The sequence below is a fragment of the Amycolatopsis solani genome (genome assembly GCF_033441515.1).
GTDB lineage: Bacteria > Actinomycetota > Actinomycetes > Mycobacteriales > Pseudonocardiaceae > Amycolatopsis > Amycolatopsis solani.
This window is the reverse complement of sequence record NZ_JAWQJT010000004.1, coordinates 414,707-438,888: the sequence shown is the minus strand read 5'-3', so window position 1 is coordinate 438,888 and position 24,182 is coordinate 414,707. Positions and strand designations below refer to the sequence as shown.

The window sequence follows — 24,182 nt, the reverse complement described above, 5'->3', positions numbered from 1 at the left end:
CGGGGAGGTGAACGTGGAAGAGCTGGGATCGGACGGCTGGCGGTACCGCGGCACGATTTCGCCGCGGACGTTGCCGAGCCTGCGCCGTCACCTGATTTCGTGGCTGCGGCGGCGGGCCGGCGACGAGGTCGGCAGGCAAGCCGACGACGTCGTGCTGGCGTGCTGGGAAGCCATGGCGAACGTGCTCGGCCACGCGTACGGCGGCCGGGCGGGGTTGATCGACGTCCGCGCCCGGATCGACGACGACGTGCTGATCATCACCGTCGCCGACCAGGGCCGCTGGGAGTCGGTCACCGAGCGCGCGGACGGCGGCCGCGGCCTGCGCCTGATCCAGGCGCTCGTCGACGGGCTCGACCTGCGCTCCACCGACGACGGGACGGTGATCACGCTGACCTGGCCGTTCCCGGTGCGCCGCACCGCCTGAGCGGGCTCAGCCGGCGGACAGGTCTTCCACGAACCGGGCGGCGACGTCCCGCAGCTTCACGTTGGTGCGCTGGGACTCCGCGATGAGCCGCTTCATGGCATCTTCGGCGCTGACCCGGTGCACGGCCATCAGGATGCCCTTGGCCTGCTCGATCACCGCCCGCGTGCGCATCGCCGCTTCGAGTTCGGTGGCCTGCCGCCGGGCCTGGCGGTACCGCCGGGTCGTGCGCAGCCCGAACGAGACGATCGTGGTGTAGAGGTGCAGCAACCGCGAGTCCGTCTCGGCGAACCCGTGATCGCCGTAGCCGAAGAGGTTGAGCGCGCCGGAGAGCGTCTCGTCCACGCGCAGCGGCGCGGCGAGGTAGCTGCCGACCCCGAGCCCGCGGGCGTGCGCGGTGAAGGAGGGCCACACGAGATCCGCGGCGGCCGTCGGCAGCCGCACGATCTCCCCGGTCGCCGCGGCCCGCAGGCACGGCCCCTCACCGGCGGCGTACTGGAACCGGTCGATCTCGACGGCCCGCTCGTCGGTGGACGCCGCGGTTTCCGCTTCCCCGTCCCGGATCGCGGTGATGCTGGCCATGTCGGCCCCGGGCACGGCGCGGACGGCTTCCGCGCACACGGCTTCGAGGATTTCCGCCTCGGCGGGTTCGGACTCCAGGACGTCGGTGAGCCCCGCCATCGCGGCGGTCAGCTCGTCGAGGTGCTCCGGCGGGATCGGTTCTCCGCTCACGCGATCATCTCCGTCCCGGATGGCGGTGGTCCAGCGCACCGCTGCTGCTTCAACGGAACGGCGAAACCTTACCCGCGGGTGGTGCGTCTTCCGCAACACCCCGCGCGGGACGGCGCCGGCCGGGGTCGCGAATGAGTCATTGGCGACTGTGCTCGGCCGGCTGGACTCTCATGCCGGGCGCCGGGAGGTCGCGAATGAGTCATTGGCGGCCTCGGTGGTCCCGAATGAGTCATTCGCGACCACGCTCGGTCGGCTGGACGCGAGCGGTCGGGCCTGGTGGCGGGCACCGGGTTCGGGTTCACCGGCCGGCGGTGGGTCGGCGGGCTGGGTGGGTTCCGGTTGGTTCGGCTGCAGTTGGCGGATGCCGGGCGCCGGGAGGTCGCGAATGAGTCATCGGCGGCCCCAGCGGTCCCGAATGAGTCATTCGCGACCACGCGCACCGACCGACCGCGAGACCGAGACCACGAGACCGGGACCGGGGGAGTAACGGTGGTTCCGGCCCGGCGCTCGCTGCTGAACGTCGTGGGTTGGCGCCGGGAACCACCTCGCGACGGCCGGCGGTACAACCCACCCCGCGACCGTCGCTTCGAGTGACGTACCCCGTGCGCAGCGAGTCAACCCTTCAACGGACGGTAACCTTCGCGACTTGGGCGAGACCGGACACCCGCAGCACGCGTTCGAGCAGCCGCGGGGCGATCAGTTGCAGGTCGTGCTCGCCGGCCCGGTCGAACAGCACCGCGATGCCCGCGCTGTCGAGGTAGGCCACGCCGGTGAGGTCCACGGTGACCGCGGTCCCCGCCGCCAGCTCGTGGTCCAGGGCCGCGCCGAATTCGCTGGCGTTGCTCATGTCGATCTCGCCGGTGACGCTCAAGGTCCGGTCGCCGTCGTCGCCCCGCCCGGCGACCAGTGTGAGAGGCGTTCTCACGAACCGATTCTCCATTCCAGCGTGACGGTGGTCCCGTGGGAATCGTGCCGGATGGTGACCGCGTCGGCCAGTGCTTCCATCATCGGCATGCCGCGGCCGCGCAGCACGTGGTTGTCCGGTGGGGGTTGCCGCCAGCGGCCGCCGTCGGTGACCACGACGACGATGTGGGAGCCGGTGAAGCGGGCGGACAGGTGCGCACTGCCGCCGGCCCCGCCGGGATAGGCGTGCTCGACGGCGTTGGCGCAGGCCTCGCCGGTCGCGACCAGGACGTCCTGCGCCAGGTCGGACTCGAGCTCCGCGTTGGCCAGCCACGCGCGCAGCCAGGTGCGGGTCGAGGCCAGACTGTTCGGGTGCGCCTCGAAGTCGAGCACCAGCGGGGGTACCGAACGGCGGTAGAGCAGCAGGGCGACGTCGTCCTCGTAGCCGTCGGCGGGCCGGAGCCGGCCCATCAGCGCGGCCGCGAGGTCGGTCAGCTCGGCCTCCCGGACGTCGTGCGCCACGGCGGTGGCGCGGGTGATGCCGTCGTCGAGCGACTCGCGGCGGCGTTCGACGAGCCCGTCGGTGTAGAGCATCAGCAGCGAGCCGACCGGCACGACCGTCGTCGCCTCCGGCCGGTCCACCTCGACGCGCACCGCGAGCGGCACACTGCCGCCCGCGTCGAGGAACTCCGAGGAGCCGTCGCTGTGCACGAGGGTGGCGGGCGGGTGCCCGGCGCTGCTGTAGGTCAGCGTGCCGGTGGCCGGGTCGAGGACCCCGCAGAAAACGGTGGTGCACAAGGCACCCGGCAGCCGGTCGGCGAAGCGGTCGAGGGTCTTCAGGGTGTGGGCCGGGCCGTTGGCCTCCAGCAGCAGCGCGCGGCAGGCACTGCGCAGCTGGCCCATCACCGCGGCCGCGTCGAGGCCCCGGCCGACGCAGTCACCGACGACGATGCCGATCCGGTCGCCCAGCACGATGACGTCGTACCAGTCGCCGCCGACCTCCAGGGGCGGGGTCGCCGGTTCGTAGCGCACCTCGAAGCCGTCGGGAAGCCGGGCCGGGCCGAGGATCGACCGCTGCAGCGCGAGCGCGACCTCCCGCTGGCGGTCCTCGCGGTGGGCGCGGAGCAGGGCGTGCGCGATCGTCCCGGCCTGCAGGGCCAGCAGCGTCCGGTCTTCGGTGCCCAGCGACCGGCCCGTCGCGGGCTCGACCCAGAGCGTCAGCCGGCCACCGGGGTGGTCGACGGAGGCGCCCGCCCCGCCGTCCGCCGCCGTGGTGTGCAGGGCCGGGAGCGAGCGGAGCCGGTCGAGGATCGCGCGCAGCGGTGCGGCCAGGCTGGTCCAGCCGTGGTCGCCGGGGTCGGTGGAGGTGAGCTCCGGCTCGCCGTCCGGCGGCCAGGTCACCGCGAGGACGCGCTCGGCTTCCCAGAGCTCGCGCAGCAGGTCGAGTGCGGTGTGGAGCACGTCCGGCACCCCGCTGACCCCGGCGAGGCGCTGGTTCATCGCGGCGAGCGCGGTCTCGCGCTGCCCGGCGTAGCGCTCGGCCGTGACGTCGCGGACCGTGCCGACCAGCCGGCGGCGGCCCTCCTCGTCGTGCAGCGCGTTGTAAGCGATCGCGGCCCACACCCGGTGCCCGTCCCGGTGCCGCAGCGGCACCACGAAGCTGCCGGCCGGCTCGTCCCGGATTCGGCCGAAGGCCTCGGCGACCTGCCGGTGGGCCACCGGATCCGCGTCGCGGTCCGGCCACCACGGGAACGGCTCGGCGTAGGGCAGCCCGTCCGGGCCGGCGCCCAGCACTTCGGTGAACGCCGCGTTGATCTCGACGACCCGGCCCTCGGTGTCGCTGACGAAGAAACCTTCCTGCAGCGACTCGATCAGGGCCGCGCGCCACCGGGAGTGCTGCGACCGCAGCCGGGCGAGCTGGATGGTCGTGCGGACCCGCGCGACCAGCTCCCGCGCCGAGAACGGCTTCACGAGGTAGTCGTCGGCCCCGGCGGCCAGCCCGTCGACGGCGGCCTCCTGCCCGGCCCTGGCCGAGAGCAGCAGCACGGGCACGGCGGCGGTGCGCGGGTCGCGGCGGAGCTCGGCGAGCAGCCCCAAGCCGTCCAGCCGGGGCATCATCACGTCGCTGATGATCAGCTCGGGTGGGTCGGCGGCCGCCGCGTCGAACGCCTCGACGCCGTCTCGCACCGTCGTGACCGCGTAGTCGTCTCGCAGCAACCGCACGAGGTAGTCGCGCATGTCGGCGTTGTCGTCGGCGACCAGCACGCGGGCCCCGGCGGCCGACGCGGGCGCGGGCGGCACCGGGTCGCCCTCCTCGGCAGGCAGCCAGCGCAGGGCTTCCTGCAGGTACGGCTCGGCGGTGTCCGTGGCGAACCCGCCCGGGGACGGCTCCGCGATGAGGTCGGCGGGCAGGTGCCGGGTGCCCAGCGGCAGCCGGATCCGGAACGTCGTCCCGGCGCCGGGCGTGCTCTCCGCGGCGATGGTCCCGCCGTGCATGCCGACGAGTTCGCGCACCAGCGCCAGCCCGATCCCGCTGCCCTCGTTCGAGCGGGCCCGCGCCGACGGGATCCGGTGGAACCGCTCGAACAGCCGCGGCAGCTCGGCGGCGTCGATGCCGATCCCGGTGTCGGACAGGGTGACCACCGCGTCCGGGCCGTCCCGGGCGGTCGTCACGTGGATCGCGCCGTCGAAGGTGAACTTGACCGCGTTGGACAGCAGGTTGAAGACGACCTTCTCCCACATCCCGCGGTCGACGTGCACCGGCTCGCCCAGCGGCGGGCAGTCGACCTCGAACGCCAGCCCGGCCCGTTCGACGGCGGCGCGGAAGACGCTGGCCAGCTCCGCGGTGAACGCGGCCAGGTCCACCGGCTCGAAGCGGGCCTGCATCCGGCCGGCCTCGATGCGGGAGAAGTCGAGCAGGTTGTTCACCAGCCGTCCCAGCCGCAGCGCGTTGCGGTGGATGACGGCGATCTCCTCGCGCACGCGCTCGTCGACGTCGCCGAGCGTCTGGTCCAGCTCGGCGACGGGGCCCAGGATCAGGGTGAGCGGGGTCCGGAACTCGTGGCTGATGTTCGCGAAGAACGTCGTCTTGGCCACGTCCAGCGCGGTCAGCTCCTCGGCGCGCTGCTGCTGGACCCGGTAGGCGATCGCGCCGTTGACCAGCGCCGTCGTCTGCTGGGCGACGAGGCCGAGGAACGTCCGGTACGACTCGTCGAGCGCGCGCCCGGCGCTCGCCGCGAGCACGATCACGCCGGTCGCGGCGGTCCCGGCGTCGCCGGGCAGCGGCAGCACCATGGCTTCGGTGGGCGGCGTGGACCAGCCACCCGGCGGCAGCTCGCCGAACGCCTGGCCCGACACCGTCCGCGGCAGGCCGTCGGCGAGCACTTCCGCCAGCGGCCAAGCGGCCGGTTCGCCCGCGCCCTCGCCGCCGGGGGTGACGGCGGCCGGCGTCAGCTCGCCGTCGTCGCCGCGGAGGTGGATCGCGCCGTACGGGACGTCGGACCCGGCGTTCGCCAGCACTTCGGCGACCAGCTCACAGGCCTCGCCGACGGTCCGGGCGACCCCGGCCTGGGCCCCGAGGTCGCGCAGCGTCGCCATCCGGCGCTCGCCGATCACGCGCTCGGTGGTGTCGGTGACCGCGGTGAAGACCGCGCGGACCGCGCCCGCGTCGTCGTGCACCGGGCTGTAGGAGTACGTCCAGTAGGTCTCTTCCCAGTAGCCGTGCCGGTTCATCGGCAGCAGCAGGTCTTCGGACCAGGTGGCCTCGCCGCTGGTCATCACGCTGTCGAGCATCGGGCCGATGATGTGCCAGATCTCGTCCCAGACCAGCGCACCCGGTTTGTCGAGCGCGGGGTGCTTGGTGCCGAGCAGCGGCAGGTAGGCGTCGTTGTAGAGGAAGCGCAGCTCCGGCCCCCACCAGACGATCATGGGGAAGCGGGAGGTGAGGCAGATGCGCACGGCCGTCGTCAGGCTCGCCGGCCAGCCCGCCGGGTCGCCCAGCGGGGAGGAAGCCCAGTCGAAGTCCCGCATCCGGGCGGCCATCCGGCTGGTCCCGGGAAACACGGCGCGGTGGCCGGACTCTTCCCCGACGCTCATCACACTCCCGGTTCGCGCGGCCCGGGGTGAGCCTACTCGACCCGGCAGGCTCCCGCCGCGTACGAGCGGTCGCGCGCGGATGCGGCCACCCGGGTGCTGCGGCGCTGGTGCGATGGTCGCGAATGAGTCATTGGCGGCGTCGGCGGTCGCGAATGGGTCATTGGCGGCGCCGGGCGTCCCGAATGAGTCATTGGCGACCTCAGCGGTCCCGAATGAGTCATTCGCGACCACGGCCGCCCGCCACCCGGAGTGCGGCGGGACCCGCGCCCGTCAGTTCCCGCTGAGCAGCCAGGTCATCGTGATCGTCGTACCGTCCTCGCGGTGCACCTTGGCGCTGTGGTCGGCGAGGGTGTCGATGAGCAGCAGGCCGCGGCCGCGCAGGCCGTTCGTCGACGCCGGTGGCAGCCAGGTGCCGAAGTCGGTGACCGTCACCGTGAGCCGGCCGCCCAGTGCTTCGGCGCGGACGTCGATCGAGCCCGGTTCGCGGTCGTGGTAGGCGTGTTCGGCCGAGTTGGCCATCGCTTCGTAGCCGGCCAGGACGATGTCCTCCTGCCGTTCCTCGCTCAGGCCGAGCGGGCGCAGCCAGTCGGCCAGTGCCTCGCGCAGGCGCGGCAGAAGGCCCGCGATCGCGGGGCTGCGCCGGTGGAACGACGCCGCGGGAGCGGGTGCTCCCGGGGGGAGGGGGTCCGTCATGGGGCGTCCTCTCCGCGGTGGCGCACGTGGATGACCGCGATGTCGTCGTCGTGCCGTCCGCGCGTCAGTTCCTGGACGAGCTTGTCCCACGCCGTCTCGAGGTCGGTCGCGGTCAGCAGCGCGGGGATACCCGCGAGCAGCCATTCGATGCCCAGCGTCAGGTCGCGGGTGCGGCTCTCGACCAGCCCGTCGGTGTAGAGCACCAGGTCCGAGCCGGGCGGGAACCCGGCGGAGCGCTGCGGGAAGGCCGAGCCGACGCCGAGGGGCTGCGCCAGCGCCTCGCCGATCTGCTCGGGCGGCTCGCCCGGGCGGACCAGGATCGCGGGCAGGTGGCCGGCGTTGGCGTAGGTCAGCGTGCCCTCGTCGGGCCGGTGGACCGCGTAGAAACAGGTGACGAAGCTCTCGCCGAACAGCCCGCCGGCCAGCTCGGAGACGTGGCGCAGGACCTCCGACGGCGGCAGGTCGAGCCGGGCGTAGCAGCGGATGGCCGTCCGGACCTGGCCCATCACCGTCGCGGCCGTGACGCCGTGGCCGACGACGTCGCCGATGACGAACGCCGTCCCGCCCGACGGCAGCCGGAGCACGTCGAACCAGTCGCCGCCGACCTTGCTGCCGGTGGCCGCCGGCAGGTACCGGGTGAAGACGTCGAGCCCCGGCGTGGCCGGGGCGACCGGCAGCATGCTGCGGGTCAGCTCCGTGGCGAGGGTGCGCTCGCGTTCGTAGAGGCGGGCGTTGTCGAGGGCGATGGCCGTGTACGCGGCGATGCCTTCGGCGAGGTACTCGTGCCGCGCGGTGAACCGGTCCGGCTCGGGGTGACCGAAGAAGAACCCGCCCAGCACCTCGCCGGTGGTCGGGCTGAGCACCGAAACGGCCAGGTAGCTGCACACGGGCAGGTGCCCGTCCGGCATCCCGTGGTACGGCGCGTTCTTCCCGAACCGCGCGTCCTTCGTGATGTCGGGGCTGCGCACGGTGCCCGCGCCGTCGAAGGTCGGCGCGAAGACTTCGGTGTTGCGCGGCATCGGGAACCGGGCGAACGCCTCCCGCGGCACGCCCGAGATCGTGTACAGCGTGTAGGACTCGCCGAATTCGTCGACCAGGTTGTAGAAGAACGCGCCGAAGCCGGCGCCGGTCGCCTTGGTGGCGGCGTCGGTCGCGTCCTGCACGATGCGGTCGATGTCGAGCTGGGCGGTCAGCTCGCGGCCGGTGGAGTGCAGCGCGTCGAGCACCACGGCTTCGCCCCGCAGGCGCCCGACGGTGGTGGCCAGGTCCGCGGTGGCGGCTTCGACGACGGCGGCGACGAGCGAGGGCAGCTCGCCCACGTCCTCTGTGGTGTAGACCACGCTGGCGTCGTCGCCGGAGGTGATCGCGATCGCGCCGGTGATCCGCTCGCCCGGCAGCAGCTCGGCCAGCACCGCGCGGTCGGTCACGGCCGCCGCGGCGCGCTCGCCCAGCACCGCGTCCGCTTCGGCGGGGGAGAGGGGCCGGATCCCGGTGGTGGCCGGGGAGAACGCCCGGCGCACGGCGTCGAGCACTTCGTCGGATCGCGGATCGGGCGGCATCAGGGCGCCAGTGCTTCGGACAGCGAAGGGTAGATGGCGAATTCGTCGGTCAGCCGGGTCAGTTCCAGCGGGCGCAAGGTGATCCGGCCGCTGGCGACCACCCGCAGCTGAGCGGGCGAGGTGAGCCCGCGGTGGGCCCGGACGAGTTCGGCCATGCCCGCCGACGCCAGGAAGGTGACGGCGGTGAGGTCGATGACGAGCAGCGCGGCCTCCGACCGGGCCGCGCGTTCGGCCAATCGGCGCAGTTTCGGTGCCAGCGCGAGGTCGAGCGCGCCGTCGACCCGGAGCACGGCCGCGCCGTCGCGGTCCTCCAAGGCGACCGATCCCGCCGGACCGGCTGTGCCGCCGAGTGCGTCCCCGGTCACGTCTCTTTCGGCCATGGCGCACATCCTGCCTGTTCGCGGGCGTCCCCGAAAGCCGAGTGGGTGCTGACGCGGCGGCGCGGCGTGCGGGCGGGCATGATTGACACCGGTTGAGCAGACAGCCTTCGTGATCAAGCACGCCCTCCGGAATCCGGTCGGCAGTGCCGAAGGCAGGAGCAGATGTCTATGACCGACCCCACCCATACTGAAAGCGCACCGGCCGCTGTGCCGTTCGGGGAGTTCCGGATCGCCCGTACGGAGGAGGGCGGCGCCGTCGTCGTCGAGGTCGCCGGGGACGTGGACACGACCACCGCGCCCACGCTCGTGCGGGCCGCCGACGAGGAGCTGGCGGCGCAGCCGCCGGTGCTCGTGGTCGACCTGACCCGCGTCGAATTCCTCGCCTCGCCGGGGCTGACCGCGCTGCTGACGATCCACCGCAACGCCGCCGCGGGCACCTCCGTGCGGATCGTCGCGAGCGGCCGGGCCACGCTGCGCCCGATCCAGCTGACCGGCCTCGAGGACAGCCTCTCGCTCTTCCCGACCCGGGAAGCGGCGCTGGCCGGGTCCTGACCCGCGTCGTCCCGGCCGTGCTCAGCCGGCCGGGACGGCCAGGCGTTCGATGGCCAGCAGCGCGACGTCGTCCTGGGCCGGCCGGCTGCCGATCAGCGCGGTCATGATCTGCGCGCAGAGCCGCTCGGGCTCGCCGGCGCGCAGGGTGTCCGCCAGGAGCCGCATGCCGACGTCCACCGGCCGGTCGCGCCGCTCGACCAGGCCGTCGGTGTAGAACGCCAGCACGCCGCCCGGCGGCAGGCCGACCACGGTCGTGCGGCGTTCCGGCGTGCCGATGGTCAGCCCGATCGGGGGATCCGGCGGCACGTCCACCAGCCGGCCCGCTTCACCCGGCACGGCCAGCGCCGGCGGCAGGTGCCCGGCCAGGGACAGCGTCACCGCTTCGCGGTCGGGGCCGATGATCCCGTAGGCCACCGTCGCCATCGCGCCGTGCTCGAAGTGGTTGGCCTTGCGGTCGAGCTTGGCGAGCACCTCGGCCGGGCTTTCGCTGTCGAGGGCGTAGGCGCGCAGGGCGCTGCGCAGCCGCCCCATGATCACGGCCGCGTCCAGGCCGTGGCCCGAGACGTCACCCATCACGACGCCGAGCCGGTCACCCGGCAAGGTGAACAGGTCGTACCAGTCGCCGCCGAGCCCGGTTTCCGCGCCGGGCACGTACCGGGCGCCGAACGCCAGGCCGGGCACCTCGGGCAGGCTGCTCGGCAGCAGGCTGCGCTGCAGCGCCATGGTGGCGGTGCGGTTCTCTTCCCTGGCCTCCACCTGGATCAGCGTCGCGAGGTGGTCGGCGAGCAGCTGCATCGTGGCGATTTCGGGCTCGCCGAACTTCCGGTGCTCGACCGAACCGACGTGCAGCACCCCGACGAGCTCGCTGCCGGCGAGCATCGGCACGCCGAGCATCGAGTGCAGTCCCCGCTCCCACAGCAGGGAGTTCACGACGGTGGTTTCGTCGACGTGGTCGAGGATCACCGGCACCCGTTCCAAGGCGACCCGGCCGGCGAACCCGCTGCCCACCGGCACCCGCACGCCCTGGTGGACCTCCTCCTCGATGCCGGCCGCCGCGAACGCCACGAGCTGGCGGCCGCTGGGCTGGTACCGCAGCACGGTCGCGGTGTCGACCGCCATGACCTCACGCAAGCGCTGCAACGTCTCGACGAGCGTCTCGGCCAGTCCGAGGTGACCGGCGGGGGCGCCGACGATCGTTTCCAGCTTCGGCAGCCGGTCGTGGGCGTCGAGACTTCGCGACATGTTCCGACCCTAGCCGCAAGCCGTTCGCCGCCCTAACCATCCCGGGTTTCGGCGGCGGGTTTCGCGGGGTAGTCATCCGGTCGTGAGCGTCGACTTGGACTGGGTGGCCGTATTGCGCCACGGGCAGAGCACCGGGAACGTGGCGCGCGAAGAAGCGGAGTCGGCCGGGGCGGATGTGATCGACATCGCGGAGCGCGACGCCGATGTCCCGCTGACGGAACTCGGACGAGAACAGGCCGGGGCCGCCGGTCAGCTCTTCGCCGAGCACCCGCCCGACCTCGTGGTCACGTCCACCTACCGCCGTGCCTGGGACACCGCCCGGCTGGCCGCGCCCAGCGGTGTCCCGATCGTTCCGGACGAACGGCTGCGCGACCGCGAGCTCGGCGTCCTGGACCTGCTGACCTCCCACGGCGTGAGTGAGCGGTGGCCCGACGAGCTGCGGCGCAAGCGGCGGCTGGGCAAGTTCTACTACCGCCCGCCGGGCGGCGAGTCCTGGGCGGATGTCGTGCTGCGGCTGCGTTCCCTGCTGAACGAGCTGAGCGCCGAGCACGCCGGGAAGCGCATTCTGCTGGCGGCCCACGAGATGACCGTCTTCGCGCTGCGCTACCTGCTCGAAGGCCTGCCGGAGCCCGACCTGCTCCGCGCCGCCGACGCGACCGAGGTGCCCAACGGCTCGGTGACGTCGTGGGAGCGCGACCGCGACGGCGGGTTCACCATGGTGCTCGCCCAGGAAGTCGGCCACCTGCGGGCCACCGGCACCCCACCGACGGCGGACGACGATGCCGCGCGCCAGCTCTCCTGAGCCGGCGCCGATCAGCCCGGCCCTGTTGCGGGACTGGCGGATCGGCACCGGTGACCGCGGCACCGTGCTCGTCATCGGCGGCGCCCGGACCGTGCCCGGCGCGCCCGCGTTGTCCGGCACCGCCGCCCTGCGCGCCGGTGCGGGCACGCTCCAGCTCGCCGTGGCCGACCGGCACGCCACGGCGATCGGGGTCTCGGTGCCCGAGTCGCTGGTCACCGGGCTGCCGGAAACCACGTCCGGCGCGATCGCCCCGGACGCCGTCGACCGGCTGGCCGACGTGCTGCCCGGGGCCGGCACCGTCGTGGTCGGGCCCGGCCTGACCGGCGCCGAAGAAACCGAAGACCTGCTGCGGCGGCTCGTGCCCGCCATCGCCCCGGACGCGAATGTCCTGCTCGACGCGTTCGCGCTCGGCGCGCTGAGCCGGGCGCCGGAGCTGGCCGAACCGCTGGCCGGCCGGCTCCTGCTCACCCCGAACCGGGTCGAAGCGGCTTTCCTCGACGGTTGTGAGGAGGAGGACGTCGACGACCTGGAGACGGCGGTGCGGATCGCCGGGCGCTACGGCGGCGTGGTGCAGCTCATGGGCGTGGTCGCCGAGCCGGGCGGCCGCACCTGGCGGGACGGCAGCGGCCACGTCGGGCTCGCGACGTCCGGCAGCGGTGACGTGCTGGCCGGGCTCACCGGTGGCTTCCTCGCCCGCGGCGCCCGGGCCGAGCAGGCCGCCTGCTGGGCCACGCACGTCCACGCCGTCGCGGGGCAGCGGCTGATCCCGGACACCGGCAGTACCGGGCTGCTGGCGCGCGAGCTCGTCGCGGAGATCCCGCGGGTCATCGCCGAACTGGAGCGCTGAGTCACCGCTGGGTGGTCGGCCGCACGACGATCTCGTTGACGTCGACGCCGTCCGGCTGCCCGATCGCGTAGGAGATCGCGCCGGCGATGGTGTCCGGCCCCAGCGTCACCGCGCGGTAGGCGCGCATCGCCTCCTGCGCGCCGGGGTCGGTGATGGTGTCGGCCAGTTCGGACTCGACGACGCCGGGCGAGACCGTCGTGACGCGGATGCCCGGGTCGGCTTCGAGGCGCAGGCCTTCGGTGATCGCCCGTGCGGCGTACTTGGTGCCGCAGTAGACCGCGGCCGTCGGCAGCACCTCGTGCGAGCCGGTGGAGGCGATCGTCACGAAGTGCCCGCCGCCCTGGCGCCGGAAGTGCGGCAGAGCCGCCGCGATCCCGTGCAGCAGGCCGCGGACGTTCACGTCGATCATCCGGTCCCACTCGTCGACGTGCAGGGAGTCCAACCGGGACAACGGCATCACGCCCGCGTTGGCGACGAAGACGTCGAGCCGCCCGTGCGCTTCGACGGCGGCGTCGGCGAAGGCGGCGACATCGGCGCGGTCGGTGACGTCCAGCCGGTGCACGTCGGCGGTGCCGCCGGCGTCGTGGATCTCCTTCGCCAGCGCGGTCAGCCGGTCTTCGCGCCGGGCGCCGAGCACGACGTGGTGGCCTTCGCGGGCCAGGCGCAGGGCGGTGGCGTGCCCGATGCCGCTGCTGGCGCCGGTGATGAGGACGGTCTTCACGGGGTTTCCTTTCCGGGGAAGTCGGCGCCGAGGGTGGTCTCGCGCCAGGTGTCGAAAGTGGACTTGAGGGTTTCGAGCCGGGCCGTCGCGATGGTGTAGGCGGCCTGGCCGAGCAGCAGCCGCAGCGGGGGTTCGGCGGCGCCGACGGCGGCGATGATCGCTTCCGCCGCGCGCACCGGGTCGCCGGGCTGGTGGCCGTAGGTCGCCGTGGTCGCTTCGCGGCGGGCGCCGGCCGTTTCGGCGTAGTCGTCGATGCGGATCGCCGAATGCCGCATCGAGGGGCCGGACCAGCCGGTGCGGAACGCGGCGGGTTCCACGATGGTCACCTTGATGCCCAGGGGCGCCACCTCCGCGGCCAGCGACTCCGAAAGCCCCTCCACGGCGAACTTCGTCGCGTGGTAGTAGCCGGTGGCGCCGAAGGCGGCGAGCCCGCCGAGCGACGACACGGTCACGACGTGCCCGCGGCGGCGGGCCCGCATGCCGGGCAGCACCGCGCGGGTGACGTCGGCGAGGCCGAACACGTTGGTGTCGAACAGTTTCCGGATCTCCTCGTCCTCGCCTTCTTCGATCGCGGCGAGGTAGCCGTAGCCGGCGTTGCCGACCAGGACGTCGATCCGGCCGAAGGCCGCTTCGGCCCGCTCGACGGCGGCGGTGACCTGGGCGTGGTCGGTGACGTCGAGCGGCAGCGCCAGCGCGCGGTCACCGTGCGGGGCGACGAGATCGGCGACCCGCGCCGGGTCGCGGGCGGTGACGGCGGCCGACCAGCCGCGGTCGAGCACGGCGGCGGCCAGTGCGCGGCCGAGGCCGCTGGAGCAGCCGGTGATGAACCAGACCGGTTTTTCGGGCACGACGAAGTACTCCGTCCATTGTGGATTGCGGAAAGGTGTTCAGGAAGCGGCGAGGCTGCCCAAGAGGGCGAGCGCCGCTTCCGACGGGCTGCCCGGCTCGGCCTGGTACACGACCAGCTGCTGGCCGGGCGCGCTGTTCACGGTCAGCGCCTCGTAGCTCAGCACGAGTTCGCCGACGAGCCGGTGGTGGAACCGCTTCGTTTCGCGTGTCTTCTGCCGGATGTCGTGGCGCGCCCACAAGCGGCGGAAGTCCGCGCTCTTGACCGACAGTTCGCCGACCGTCTCGATCAGCGCCGGGTCGTCCGGGTCGATCCCGGCGGCGACCCGCAGGCCGCCGACGGTGTTGACGGCGACGCGCTCCCAGTCCGGGTAGAACTCGCGCGCGTCCGGGTCGAGGAACACCAGCCGGACGAGGTCGTCGCTGTGCGCGTGCCCGCCGAACAACGCCTGGCCCAGCGCGTTGTGCGCGAGGACGTCGAGGCAGCGGCCGAGCACCAGCGCGGGCGTGTCCGGCCAGCCGTCCAGCAGGCGCAGCAGGTTCGGGCTGACCTGTTCCCGCCGCCGGGCTCGGCGCCGCCGTGGTGCCGGGCTGGCCAGCCGGTGCAGGTGGGCGGTGGCGTCCTCGTCGAGGGCGAGCCCCTGCGCGAGCGCGTCGACGACCTGGGCCGAGGGGTTCCGCTCCCGCCCCTGCTCGAGCCGGATGTAGTAGTCGGTGCTGACGCCGGCCAGCACCGCCACCTCCTCGCGGCGCAGCCCCGAGACGCGCCTCGGCCCGCCCGCGGGCAGGCCGAGTTCCTCCGGGCCCACCTGTTCGCGGCGGGCCCGGAGGAACTCACCAAGAGCGTTCTCCGAGACCATGATCCGAGGCTAACCCGGACACACGACACTTGGGTGGCCGCGCCGCACCCACCCTCAGGTGAGCCGGATCGGCTTCTCGTCCTGCTCGGGCTGCAGCAGCGTCGCGGTGGCTTCGCGGCCGTCGACGTCCAGCGTCATCACGGCGTTGCCGAAGTGCGGTCCGGAAACGCAGCTCCACGTCAGCGGCGCGGGCGGCACGCCGACCCGGCGGGCCAGCCCCTCGCTCAGCCGCGTGAGCCCCCGCGCCCAGCCGGCGCGGAACAGCCGGTTCATGTACCAGGGCACGGTGTTGTGCACCGGCGAGCAGGTGAGCTGGTGCACCGGCGCACCCGGGACGTCGGCCCGCGCGACGTACGCGTGGTGGACGTCGCCCGAGAGCACGTTCACCGACGCGACACCCCGGTCCGCGACGCCGGTGATGAGCTTCGCCAGCCGGTCGAAGGACTCGCGGAACGCCGGCCAGTGCTCCAGGTCGGCGAGCTGCCGGAACCACTCGCTGACCCGCCCGACCACCCCCGGCCGGGCGCAGAGCCGCTCGTTGACCGACTGCGCGGCCGACAGCGCGGTCGGCATCAGCCACGGCAGCGACGTGCCGATCAGCAGGTGGTCGAAGTCGCCGCCGGCCTGCTCCTCGATCCAGCGGAACTCGTCGTCACCGACCATCGAGCGGGTGCCGCCGGCGAGGATCCGGCCGGCCCGCGAGTCGATGACCAGCAGCCGGACCGGGCCGAAGTCACGCCGGTAGGACCACCGCGTGCCCTTGGCGCCGTCGGCTTCGGAGTCGGCGCGGTCGGCGAACTCGCGCAGCAGTTCGGCGTTGTCCACGCCCGACTTGATCACCTGCTGGTAGAGGTCGTCGCGGGCGAGCTCGTCGGGGCCGAGGTTGCCCAGGTGCTGGTAGACCCAGTACGAGACCAGCGCGCCCCGGATCCGCTCCGGCCACCACGACGTCCCGGCCATCTCCTCACGCCACGCCTGCGAGGTGTTCCAGTCGTCGCGGACGTCGTGGTCGTCGAAGATCATCGACGTCGGCACGGTCGACATCAGCCAGCGCACCGCCGGGTCGCACCAGGCTTCGGAGTACAGGTGGCAGTACTCCTCGAAGTCGGCGACCTCGACGCCCGGCGGCTGGCTCGTGTCCCGCCGCGTGGCCAGCCACTCCTGCGTCGCGTCGGTGGTCTCGTCGGCGTAGACCTGATCACCCAGCAGGAGCAGCGATTCCGGCCATTCGGCCTCGTCGAGCCCGGCGATCCGATGGGCGTACGCGGCGAGCGCGTCCGGGCCCAGCGCGTCCTGCTCCCGCGGTTTGCGGCACGAGCCGAACACCAGGCGGAACCGCGGGTCGCCGGGTCTCAGCGTCCGGATCCGGCTGGGCGGCAGGGCGCTGTCCGGTTCGGGCCAGACGACGTCGCCGTCGAGCCGCACCTCGTACGGCGTGCTCCGCCCCGGTTCCAGCCCGGTCAGCACGACGAGGGCGTAGTGGTGCCCGGCGACTTCGAAGGTCCGGGCGGTCGCGCCGGCGACGCCGACTTCGCACGGGCCGTCCGTCTCCACCCAGATCGTCGCCGAGTCGGCGTTCACGTGCCGCAGCAGCGGTCCCAGGAGCAACTCGGTCATGCCCGGAATCCTCGCAGCAGTCCGGCGCGTCGGCAGTTCGAAAGGTCGCGAAACTCTCCGAAAATCGTTGACGGGTCCCGGGTGGCGAACGAACGATCGGCACAGCTGCGCCCTCCCCTGGAAAGGACTGGTCGAGTGCGAAGACTCATCACCGCCCTCCTCGCCGCCGCGCTGTCGATCGCGGCCACCATCGTGCTGGTGATTTCGGCGCAGCCGGCCTCGGCGGCCACCTTGACGCGCGTGACCGATTTCGGCAGCAATCCCAGCAACCTGAACATGTACACCTACGTCCCGGACAAGGTGGCCGCGCGACCGGCGCTGCTGGTCGCGGTCCACTACTGCACCGGCTCGGCGTCCGCGGTGTTCAACGGCTACGCCCGCGACTACGTGACCGCGGCCGACCAGTACGGGTACGTCATCGTCTTCCCGGAGGCCACCCGCAGCGGCCAGTGCTTCGACGTCTCGTCGCCGCAGGCCCTGACCCGCGGCGGCGGCAGCGACCCGGTCGGCATCCTGTCGATGGTCAACTGGGCCAAGCAGCGCTACAACGTCGACCCGGCCCGCGTGTTCGTCACGGGGTTCTCCTCCGGCGCGATGATGACGAACGTGCTCGCCGCGGAGTACCCGGACGTGTTCGCGGCCGGCTCGGCGTTCATGGGTGTGCCCGCCGGCTGCTTCGCCACCACCGACGGGTCGAGCTGGAACAGCCAGTGCTCCGGCGGCCAGCTGATCAAGACCGCCCAGCAGTGGGGCGACCAGGCCCGCCAGATGAGCGGCGGGCGCAGCGGCCCGTACCCGCGGATGCAGCTGTGGCACGGCACCGCCGACGACACCCTGCGCTACCCGAACTTCGGCGAAGAGGTCAAGCAGTGGACCAATCTGCAGGGCGTGAGCCAGACGCCGTCGTCGAGTGACACCCCGCAGTCCGGGTGGACGCGCTCGCGCTACGGCGGCACCGGCGTCCAGGCGCCGGTCGAGGGCATCAGCGTCCAGGGTGCCGGGCATTCGCTGCCGCAGAACGGGATGGTGGGGTACGCGATCGCTTTCCTCGGCCTGGACACGGTCAGCCAGACCACGTCGCCGGCGCCGTCCGCCGGCACCACGCTCGGCAGCGCGGCGAGTGGGACCGGCCGCTACTTCGGCACCGCGGTCGCGGCGAGCAAGCTCTCGGACAGCGTCTACACCGGCATCCTGAGCCGCGAGTTCTCCATGATCACGCCGGAGAACGAGATGAAGATCGACGCGACCGAGCCGTCGCAGGGCCAGTTCTCCTACGGCAACGCCGACCGGATCGTCAGCCAGGCGACGAGCCAGGGCGCGCGGATGCGCGGGCACACACTGGCGTGGCACGGGCAGCAGCCCGGCTGGATGCAGGGCATGGAGGGCTCCGCGTTGCGGTCGGCGATCCTGAACCACATCACCCAGGTCGCCACCCACTACCGCGGGAAGATCTACGCCTGGGACGTCGTCAACGAGGCCTTCGCGGACGGCGGTTCGGGTGCCCGGCGGGATTCGAACCTGCAGCGCACCGGGAACGACTGGATCGAGGCGGCGTTCCGCGCCGCGCGGGCGGCCGATCCGGGCGCGAAGCTCTGCTACAACGACTACAACACCGACGACTGGAACCAGGCGAAGACCCAGGGCGTGTACCGGATGGTGCAGGACTTCAAGTCCCGCGGCGTCCCGATCGACTGCGTCGGCTTCCAGGCGCACTTCAACCCCAACAGCCCGGTGCCGTCGAACTACCAGACGACGCTGCAGAACTTCGCCAACCTCGGCGTGGACGTGCAGCTCACCGAGCTGGACATCGAAGGGTCGGGTACCGCGCAGGCGAACAACTTCCGCACGGTCACGAACGCCTGCCTCGCGGTGGCCCGCTGCACCGGCATCACGGTGTGGGGCATCCGCGACACGGATTCGTGGCGGGCGTCCGGCACGCCGCTGCTGTTCGACGGCAACGGCCAGAAGAAGGCCGCCTACACCGCGGTGCTCGACGCGCTGAACGGCGGCACCACCCCGACGCCGACCACCACGCCCACGACCCCGACCACACCCACGACACCGACCACGCCGACCACGACCACGACGCCGGCGCCGGGTGGCTGCACGGGGACGTACCTCAAGACGGCGGAGTGGAACGTCGGCTTCAACGGGCAAATCACGGTGACCGGGTCGAACAACTGGGTGCTCACGATCACCTTCCACGCGCCGCAGAAGGTGATCGGCAGCTGGAACTACACCGGGACGTACGACAGCACCGGGTACGTGCTGACCGCGCGGCCCAACGGGAGCGGCAACGTCATCGGGTTCACCGTGCAGCACGGCGGGAACCTGACCGACCCGACGGTGACCTGCTCAGGGGGCTAGAAGAGCCGGCCGACTTCGTCCGCGGGCGGTTCCTCCAGGCTGAGGAGGAACCGCTTGCGGGTGAGGCCGCCGGCGTACCCGGTCAGGCCGCCGCTGGTGCCGACCACACGGTGGCAGGGCACGACGACGCTGATCGGGTTCCAGCCGTTGGCGTTCCCGACGGCCTGCGCGGCGCCCGGGTCGCCCAGTTCGGCGGCCAGCTGCCCGTACGTGCGCGTTTCGCCGTACGGGATCTTCGTCAGGAGCGCCCAGACCTGCTTCTCGAAGGCGGAGCCGCGCGGCGCGAGTTCGAGGTCGAACTCGCGCCGCGTGCCCGCGAAGTACTCGCCCAGCTGCCGCCGGGCCGCTTCGAAGCCGTCGTCGTCCCGGGGCCCGAGGTCGGTGATCCGGGGTGTCCGCAGGTGGCCGTCGAAGTAGAGCCCGGCCAGTGCCTCGCCGTCACCGACGAGGGTCAGCGGTCCGATCGGGGACGCGACGACGGCGTGCTTCATGGCGCCCAGCCTACTGGTCAGCCCTGGCTGGTCCGGACCGACAGGGAGTCGACGCTCATCTCGGCGCCGGGCGTGATGTCGGCGGACGGGCTCGTGCAGCCGCAGACCTTGTTCGGGTAGGAGCCGCCGATGGCGACGTCGAAGATGACGAAGAACCCGTGGTCGACCGCGGCCTTCCAGGTCGCGTCGGACACCTGGTTCTGCTTCACCGCGAACGTCTGGTTGCCGTCGAGGTAGAAGCGGAGCTCTTCGGCGGCGGCGTTCCGGCGGTCGACGATCACGGAGTAGCTGTGGTAGCCCTCCTGGCAGCCGGCGCAGTCCTGCAGGTCGCTGGTGATGCCGTCGGGGTCGTGGCACTCGCCCTGCCATTGTCCACAGTGGAACGTGGTGGAGTGCTTGCTCAGCGCGTTGACGTCTTCCATGATGTCGAGCTCGCCGATGCTCGGCCAGTTCGTCGCGCCGACCGGGCGGGCGTCCGCGCCCATCGCCCAGAACGCCGGCCAGTAGCCGAGACCACTGGCGGGGGAGGGCTGCTTGAGCGTCGCGCTGATCTCCAGCTGGCCGCCTTCGGGGGCGGCGAAGTCGGTGCGCTGGGTTTCGATCCGGCCGGAGGTCCAGTTCCCGGCGGCGTCGCGCAGGGGCCTGATCGCCAGGTGGCCCTGGCCGTCGTGGTAGACGTTTTCGGTCGAGTCGGTGGCGGTCTCGATTTCGCCGGTGCCCCAGGCGGCCGCGCCACCGGGGTAGCCGGTTCCCTTGTCGTAGAGCCAGTCCTGGGTGTTCAGCCCGGTGCCCGAGGCGCCGTCGAAGTCGTCCTGGAAGACGGTGGTCCAGGTCTCGGCGGCGTGCGCCGGGGCGGCGGTCAGGACGAACGACACGGAGGCCAGCACGGCGGTGAGCCGCTTGACGGTGCGCATGGGGGGTCTCGCTTCCTGAGGGGAACGGGTCGTCCACGACCTGCGAGGCCGTCCACTGTCACCGCCGGTCCGCGTCGGCGTCAAGGGGTGTGCCCGGAAGTACCCGGCACCCGGTACCCGTGGGCACACCGGGCGGCGTCGCGTTTGGAAATCGCGGGGGCGGGGCATCGCGCGGGCCTGGTGAGACGGTGGTCTGGACCTTCTTTCGCAGGGTTGCCAGGTAACGAAACCGGAGTCATAGTTTGTTTACGTCCACAACGAATCCTGCGAACCGCCCTCGGTAGTCCTTTATGGACTCCGCCGTCTCCTCAACGTGGAGGACACCATGATCTCCCGGCGCTCGTTCCTCAGCCTGTCGGCGGCGACGCTCGCCACGGCCACGGTGCTGCCCCTCGCGCGGCCGGCCTACGCCGCGACGCCCGACACCTTCGGTCTCAAGCTCGTCAACAACTTCGGCTCCGGCACGGTGTACGCCTACGTCACGGGCACCACCCCGGACGGCAAACTGGTGCTGCTGCGCGCCGACGGCACACCGTACTACCCGGCTTCCCCGGGTGCGCCGACCACACCGCTGCCGGAAGACTGCGCGATCCCGATCGGCTCGGGCGCCCAGGTTTCGGTGCCCAAGATGGGCGGCGCGCGCATCTACGTCGTCACGGACGCGAAGCTGGACTTCTTCCTCGACCCGGGCCCGAACCTGGTCCACCCGAGCTTCCTCAACTCCGGGGATGCGAACTACGGCAAGAACTGGTCGTTCAGCGAGTTCACCTTCAACGACACGCAGCTGTTCGCCAACATCAGCTACGTCGACTTCGTGGGCATCCCGATCGGACTCTCGCTGACCACGTCGGGCTCCGGGACCTCGACGGTCCAGGGCCTGCCGGCGGGTTCGGTGGACCAGATCGCCTCGGCGCTGACGGCACTGGGCGGCGAGTGGCCGGGCCTGGTCCAGACCGGCGGCGGCGGCAACCTGCGCGTGCTGTCACCGCACCACCACGCGGCCCAGTTCGGCGGTTACCTCGACGGGTACATCGACCAAGTGTGGGCGAAGTACGAGGGCACGGACCTGATCGTGGACTCGCAGAACCCGGGCGTCGGCAAGTTCACCGGCCGCGTCTCGGGCGGCCAGCTGGTCTTCGGCACGGAGTCCTTCGCCAAACCGGCGACGGCGGACGTGTGGAGCTGCGACAGCGGCCCGTTCGCCTTGGCCGCGGGCGCGAGCGACGCACGCAAGGCCATCGTCCCCCGCCTGGCGGCGGCCCTGAACCGCACGACGTTGCTGGCCAACCCGAACCAGCCGACCGACGAGGACCCGGCCCGCTTCTACCAGGGCGAGACGACCAACCACTACGCGCGGATCGTCCACTCGAAACTGCCGGACAACCGGGGCTACGCGTTCCCGTACGACGACGTGAGCCCAGGCCCGGACTTCAGCGGAGCGGTCTTCGCGGGCGACCCGGACGTGCTGACGGTCACAGTGGGTGCCACGCACGGCTGAGGCAGTGCGAAAACTGTCGGTGGTGGCGGCTAGCCTCACTGCATGAACACGGACGACGCGACAGTCCCGGCGTACCAGCTCACCAAGGGCCAGTGGTTCTGGCACGAGCCGGCGCCGGGACTGCCCGCGTGGCAACTGCAGGTGACGTCGGCGGAGCTGGTGGAGGATTCCGTCGAGATCTTCACGACGGACGAAGAGCGAGAACTGGTGTCGTACCCGATGAACCGCCTGGTCCGGCTGGCCGGGGCGGCTTGAGGGGGATAGGGGGTTTGGGGGTCCGCTGTCAGGGGTGAGGGCGGGTTTCGGGGGAGTAGTACCTTCGCGCTGAGCTGTTCCGCGGCCAGGTGCTGGCGGGTCCGGTAGGCGAAGCCGTTGCGCTGCGCCGCGCCTTTGCGCTGAGCTGCGACGCCCTCCAGTCGGCTGCCGTGCGAGTTCGGCTGTCGGCTGAGTGTTCGCCGGCCAAGTCGTCGTGCTGAGCCGCTCGCCGGACGTGCGCTCGCCGGCCCGCTTCGGTGCTCGGGGTGTTCCCGCACCTCGGCGAGCCGGCGATGAGCGCTGGATCTAGTCCTGGCTCGCGTCGCGCAGGGAAACCGGGCGCCACGTCATCCGAACCGTGGTTCCGGTGTCGCTCGTCTCGACGTCCGCCTGGTCCGTCACCTTGTCGATCAGCACCAGCCCGCGGCCGCCCGAGGTGCGCAGGCCCGCTGTGCGCGGGCGGGTCGCCGCGATGCCGCAACCCGTGTCGGTGACCGTCACCGTCACCGTGTCGCCGGTGCGGGTGGCCTGGAGGCGGGCCCAGCCGTGGCCGTCCGGGTAGGCGTGGGCCGCCACGTTCGCCAGCGCTTCGTACGTGGCCAGCGTGATGTCGTGCGTGCTTTCCGGGTCGAGCGGGAGCTCGCCCAGCCAGCGGGTCAGCTGCCGGCGCAGGTCGGCCATCTCGTTCGGCTGCGCAGGCGCCAGTTCCTCGAAGGTCGAAGCGACCACGGCTTCGGTCCTGTCACGCGCCGGGGCCGTGGTCCCGGTTTGGTCGGCGTCGGTGCTCTCGCCCGTATCGACGCCAGTTTCCGGGGTATGTCGATACACGATCTGCTCCCATCGTCAGCCGCTGTTCCCCCGTTTCGGCGGGCTTCCCCTCTGAGCTACCCACCACGACGGTGTCCTACCCGTTGTGCTTTGTGAAATGTCTCGCTAGAGTGGAATCGCTCCTCGCGGATGTCGGCCCGAAGGCCGCCCGGAGGAAGCTCCCGGATCTTGGCCGCTCGGCCTCTTTCCGCATTCCCGGCCCGCGCCGTTCCGCGCGTGGCCCAGCACCTCATCAGGAGACACCCATGCCTTTTCACGGAATCCTCGACCTGTCCGGAAAAACCCCGTTCGTCCGGCACGGCTTCGGCCGTTCACCCGACGACGTCGCGGTCCCGATTTCGTTGGTGCGCAAGCACAAACTGCGCGCCGGCGACGAGATCACCGGTACCGCCGAAGAGATCATCAGCGTCGACGGCGCCGGCCCGGACGAGCCGCGCCCGCACTTCGCCGACCTCGTCCCGCTGCACCCGGATCAGCGGCTGCTGCTCGAAACCACGCCGTCACGGCTGCTGCCGCGCGTGATCGACCTCGTCACCCCGCTCGGCAAGGGGCAGCGCGCGCTCGTCGTTTCGCCGCCGAAAGCCGGGAAAACCACTGTGCTGCAAGAAATCGCGCACGGCATCGCGACCAACCACCCGGACTGCCGGCTGCTCGTCCTGCTCGCCGACGAACGCCCGGAGGAGGTCACCGAGCTGACCCGGACGGTGCGCGGCGAGGTGATCGCGTCCACTTTCGACCGTCCGCCCGCCGAACACGTCGCGGTGGCCGAACTCACCATCGAGCGCGCGAAACGCCTGGTGGAGCGCGGCGAAGACGTCGTGCTGCTGCTCGACTCCCTCACCCGCCTCGGCCGCGCGTACAACCTCTCGGCCCGCCCCTCCGGCCGCACGCTGTCCGGCGGCGTCGACGCGGCCGCGTTGCAGCCGATGAAGCGCCTCCTCGGCTCGGCCCGCAACATCGAAGGCGGCGGCTCCCTCACGATCGTCGCGACAGCCTTGGTGGAAACCGGTTCCCTGGCCGACACGGTCTTCTTCGAGGAGCTGAAGAGCACCGGCAACGCCGAACTCAAGCTCGACCGCAAGGCCGCCGAGCGCCGCGTCTTCCCGGCGGTCGACATCCCGGGCTCCAGCACCCGCCGCGAGGAACTCTTGGTCACCCCGGGCGAACTCGCCGCAATGCACGAAGTCCGGCGCGCATTGACGGGCCCGCACGCGATCGAGCAACTGCTGGACCAGCTCCGCAAGACGGGCTCCAACGCCGAGTTCCTGCTCCGCGTAATGGGCGCGGCAACGCCGAAAGCGGCCTGACAGCGCAAATCGCGCCGCCCGCCGGTCACCCGGACCGCCGCCCGCCTACCACCGCGCCGACCTGCCGCGCTAGCCGCGAGCAGTCCGCTGGCTCACGACCGCGCTGATCGCCGCCAGCCGTCGCGCCGGTCACAGCCCCGCAGCCCTGCAGGCCAGCCGCCGCGCTGACCGCCGCGCGCTCGCCGCGAGCAGTCTGCTGGCTCACGACCGCGCTGATCGCCGCCAGCTGCCGCGCCGGTCGCAACCCGCAGC

Annotated in this window: 22 protein-coding genes; 8 read left to right on the top strand and 14 right to left on the bottom strand. The window is 72.2% G+C overall.

The genetic code is table 11. The features are described from left to right. The first annotated feature begins 13 nt into the window (after nucleotides 1–13). Nucleotides 14–424 (top strand): ATP-binding protein, encoded by a 411-nt coding sequence (locus SD460_RS46180; protein ID WP_290055458.1) that lies wholly within the window; start codon nucleotides 14–16, stop codon nucleotides 422–424. Between the two features lie 6 nt (nucleotides 425–430). Here the strand turns inward: SD460_RS46180 and SD460_RS46175 are convergent, their stop codons facing one another. From SD460_RS46175 to SD460_RS46150, 6 genes are all read right to left on the bottom strand, one after another. After that, entirely contained in the window at nucleotides 431–1,153 is a 723-nt protein-coding gene (locus SD460_RS46175) for a GAF and ANTAR domain-containing protein (protein WP_290055457.1), read from the bottom strand. A gap of 622 nt (nucleotides 1,154–1,775) precedes the next feature. Beyond that, a complete protein-coding gene (locus SD460_RS46170) occupies nucleotides 1,776–2,078 on the bottom strand; it encodes an STAS domain-containing protein (RefSeq protein WP_290055456.1) in 303 nt (100 codons plus the stop codon). Continuing rightward, nucleotides 2,075–6,151, bottom strand: a complete 4,077-nt coding sequence (locus SD460_RS46165) for a SpoIIE family protein phosphatase (protein WP_318307773.1) — start codon at nucleotides 6,149–6,151, stop codon at nucleotides 2,075–2,077. Before SD460_RS46165 ends, SD460_RS46170 begins: the two co-directional genes overlap by 4 nt. 270 nt (nucleotides 6,152–6,421) lie before the next feature. After that, nucleotides 6,422–6,844 (bottom strand): ATP-binding protein, encoded by a 423-nt coding sequence (locus SD460_RS46160; RefSeq protein WP_290055454.1) that lies wholly within the window; start codon nucleotides 6,842–6,844, stop codon nucleotides 6,422–6,424. After that, a complete protein-coding gene (locus tag SD460_RS46155) occupies nucleotides 6,841–8,403 on the bottom strand; it encodes a PP2C family protein-serine/threonine phosphatase (protein ID WP_318307772.1) in 1,563 nt (520 codons plus the stop codon). Before SD460_RS46155 ends, SD460_RS46160 begins: the two co-directional genes overlap by 4 nt. Next, entirely contained in the window at nucleotides 8,403–8,783 is a 381-nt protein-coding gene (locus SD460_RS46150; RefSeq protein WP_290055452.1) for an STAS domain-containing protein, read from the bottom strand. Before SD460_RS46150 ends, SD460_RS46155 begins: the two co-directional genes overlap by 1 nt. Before the next feature lie 168 nt (nucleotides 8,784–8,951). On the opposite strand from SD460_RS46150, the gene SD460_RS46145 reads away from it, so the two are divergent. Then, on the top strand, nucleotides 8,952–9,335 hold the full coding sequence (locus SD460_RS46145; RefSeq protein ID WP_290055451.1) for an STAS domain-containing protein: 384 nt from the start codon (nucleotides 8,952–8,954) through the stop codon (nucleotides 9,333–9,335). Between the two features lie 21 nt (nucleotides 9,336–9,356). Here SD460_RS46145 and SD460_RS46140 read toward each other — a convergent pair whose 3' ends face one another. Then, nucleotides 9,357–10,577: a PP2C family protein-serine/threonine phosphatase gene (locus SD460_RS46140; protein WP_290055450.1), complete on the bottom strand. Its 1,221-nt coding sequence runs from the start codon at nucleotides 10,575–10,577 to the stop codon at nucleotides 9,357–9,359. Between the two features lie 82 nt (nucleotides 10,578–10,659). Between SD460_RS46140 and SD460_RS46135 the strand changes: the two genes are divergently transcribed. Beyond that, nucleotides 10,660–11,379: a histidine phosphatase family protein gene (locus tag SD460_RS46135; protein ID WP_290055449.1), complete on the top strand. Its 720-nt coding sequence runs from the start codon at nucleotides 10,660–10,662 to the stop codon at nucleotides 11,377–11,379. Further along, a complete protein-coding gene (locus tag SD460_RS46130) occupies nucleotides 11,357–12,226 on the top strand; it encodes an NAD(P)H-hydrate dehydratase (RefSeq protein WP_318307771.1) in 870 nt (289 codons plus the stop codon). The genes SD460_RS46135 and SD460_RS46130 overlap by 23 nt, the downstream gene beginning before the upstream one ends. A gap of 1 nt (nucleotide 12,227) precedes the next feature. On the opposite strand, the gene SD460_RS46125 is transcribed toward SD460_RS46130, so the two are convergent. Genes SD460_RS46125 through SD460_RS46110 form a run of 4 tightly spaced genes read right to left on the bottom strand, consistent with a single transcriptional unit; the run spans nucleotide 12,228 to nucleotide 16,270 of the window. Further along, nucleotides 12,228–12,947, bottom strand: coding sequence for an SDR family oxidoreductase (locus tag SD460_RS46125; protein ID WP_290055447.1), 720 nt, complete (start codon nucleotides 12,945–12,947; stop codon nucleotides 12,228–12,230). Beyond that, nucleotides 12,944–13,795, bottom strand: a complete 852-nt coding sequence (locus tag SD460_RS46120) for an oxidoreductase (RefSeq protein ID WP_318307770.1) — start codon at nucleotides 13,793–13,795, stop codon at nucleotides 12,944–12,946. The genes SD460_RS46125 and SD460_RS46120 overlap by 4 nt, the downstream gene beginning before the upstream one ends. A gap of 39 nt (nucleotides 13,796–13,834) precedes the next feature. Next, nucleotides 13,835–14,653, bottom strand: coding sequence for a helix-turn-helix transcriptional regulator (locus tag SD460_RS46115; RefSeq protein WP_290055445.1), 819 nt, complete (start codon nucleotides 14,651–14,653; stop codon nucleotides 13,835–13,837). Between the two features lie 54 nt (nucleotides 14,654–14,707). Beyond that, a complete protein-coding gene (locus tag SD460_RS46110) occupies nucleotides 14,708–16,270 on the bottom strand; it encodes an alkaline phosphatase D family protein (protein ID WP_290055444.1) in 1,563 nt (520 codons plus the stop codon). Between the two features lie 135 nt (nucleotides 16,271–16,405). Here SD460_RS46110 and SD460_RS46105 point away from each other — a divergent pair, with 135 nt between their 5' ends. Next, entirely contained in the window at nucleotides 16,406–18,637 is a 2,232-nt protein-coding gene (locus tag SD460_RS46105; protein ID WP_290055443.1) for an extracellular catalytic domain type 1 short-chain-length polyhydroxyalkanoate depolymerase, read from the top strand. Here the strand turns inward: SD460_RS46105 and SD460_RS46100 are convergent. Together SD460_RS46100 and SD460_RS46095 are read right to left on the bottom strand one after the other, a co-directional pair. Further along, complete coding sequence (locus SD460_RS46100) at nucleotides 18,634–19,128, bottom strand: methylated-DNA--[protein]-cysteine S-methyltransferase (protein ID WP_318307769.1); 495 nt, start codon at nucleotides 19,126–19,128, stop codon at nucleotides 18,634–18,636. The two genes, SD460_RS46105 and SD460_RS46100, sit on opposite strands and share 4 nt — an antisense overlap. Nucleotides 19,129–19,145: 17 nt before the next feature. Then, nucleotides 19,146–20,042: a glycoside hydrolase family 16 protein gene (locus SD460_RS46095; protein WP_290055441.1), complete on the bottom strand. Its 897-nt coding sequence runs from the start codon at nucleotides 20,040–20,042 to the stop codon at nucleotides 19,146–19,148. Between the two features lie 325 nt (nucleotides 20,043–20,367). Here SD460_RS46095 and SD460_RS46090 point away from each other — a divergent pair, with 325 nt between their 5' ends. Both SD460_RS46090 and SD460_RS46085 read left to right on the top strand, forming a co-directional pair. Then, on the top strand, nucleotides 20,368–21,540 hold the full coding sequence (locus SD460_RS46090) for a glycoside hydrolase family 64 protein (protein ID WP_290055440.1): 1,173 nt from the start codon (nucleotides 20,368–20,370) through the stop codon (nucleotides 21,538–21,540). Between the two features lie 42 nt (nucleotides 21,541–21,582). Next, complete coding sequence (locus tag SD460_RS46085) at nucleotides 21,583–21,795, top strand: hypothetical protein (protein ID WP_290055439.1); 213 nt, start codon at nucleotides 21,583–21,585, stop codon at nucleotides 21,793–21,795. A 306-nt stretch (nucleotides 21,796–22,101) separates the two neighbouring features. On the opposite strand, the gene SD460_RS46080 is transcribed toward SD460_RS46085, so the two are convergent. Then, nucleotides 22,102–22,524, bottom strand: coding sequence for an ATP-binding protein (locus SD460_RS46080; protein ID WP_290055438.1), 423 nt, complete (start codon nucleotides 22,522–22,524; stop codon nucleotides 22,102–22,104). Between the two features lie 344 nt (nucleotides 22,525–22,868). Between SD460_RS46080 and rho the strand changes: the two genes are divergently transcribed. Continuing rightward, nucleotides 22,869–23,930 carry a transcription termination factor Rho gene (rho, locus tag SD460_RS46075; RefSeq protein ID WP_290055436.1) on the top strand — a complete coding sequence of 354 codons (1,062 nt, stop codon included), beginning with the start codon at nucleotides 22,869–22,871 and terminating at the stop codon, nucleotides 23,928–23,930. The last annotated feature ends 252 nt before the right edge of the window (nucleotides 23,931–24,182 follow it).

Excerpts from the sequence above, each read along its gene's own strand:
- SD460_RS46150 (WP_290055452.1), bottom strand. The coding sequence starts at position 8,783 with ATGGCCGAAAGAGACGTGACCGGGGACGCACTCGGCGGCACAGCCGGT.
- SD460_RS46085 (WP_290055439.1), top strand. The coding sequence starts at position 21,583 with ATGAACACGGACGACGCGACAGTCCCGGCGTACCAGCTCACCAAGGGC.
- SD460_RS46090 (WP_290055440.1), top strand. The coding sequence starts at position 20,368 with ATGATCTCCCGGCGCTCGTTCCTCAGCCTGTCGGCGGCGACGCTCGCC.
- SD460_RS46095 (WP_290055441.1), bottom strand. The coding sequence starts at position 20,042 with ATGCGCACCGTCAAGCGGCTCACCGCCGTGCTGGCCTCCGTGTCGTTC.
- SD460_RS46100 (WP_318307769.1), bottom strand. The coding sequence starts at position 19,128 with ATGAAGCACGCCGTCGTCGCGTCCCCGATCGGACCGCTGACCCTCGTC.
- SD460_RS46160 (WP_290055454.1), bottom strand. The coding sequence starts at position 6,844 with ATGACGGACCCCCTCCCCCCGGGAGCACCCGCTCCCGCGGCGTCGTTC.
- rho (WP_290055436.1), top strand. The coding sequence starts at position 22,869 with ATGCCTTTTCACGGAATCCTCGACCTGTCCGGAAAAACCCCGTTCGTC.
- SD460_RS46110 (WP_290055444.1), bottom strand. The coding sequence starts at position 16,270 with ATGACCGAGTTGCTCCTGGGACCGCTGCTGCGGCACGTGAACGCCGAC.
- SD460_RS46140 (WP_290055450.1), bottom strand. The coding sequence starts at position 10,577 with ATGTCGCGAAGTCTCGACGCCCACGACCGGCTGCCGAAGCTGGAAACG.
- SD460_RS46115 (WP_290055445.1), bottom strand. The coding sequence starts at position 14,653 with ATGGTCTCGGAGAACGCTCTTGGTGAGTTCCTCCGGGCCCGCCGCGAA.
- SD460_RS46155 (WP_318307772.1), bottom strand. The coding sequence starts at position 8,403 with ATGCCGCCCGATCCGCGATCCGACGAAGTGCTCGACGCCGTGCGCCGG.
- SD460_RS46130 (WP_318307771.1), top strand. The coding sequence starts at position 11,357 with ATGCCGCGCGCCAGCTCTCCTGAGCCGGCGCCGATCAGCCCGGCCCTG.
- SD460_RS46165 (WP_318307773.1), bottom strand. The coding sequence starts at position 6,151 with ATGAGCGTCGGGGAAGAGTCCGGCCACCGCGCCGTGTTTCCCGGGACC.
- SD460_RS46145 (WP_290055451.1), top strand. The coding sequence starts at position 8,952 with ATGACCGACCCCACCCATACTGAAAGCGCACCGGCCGCTGTGCCGTTC.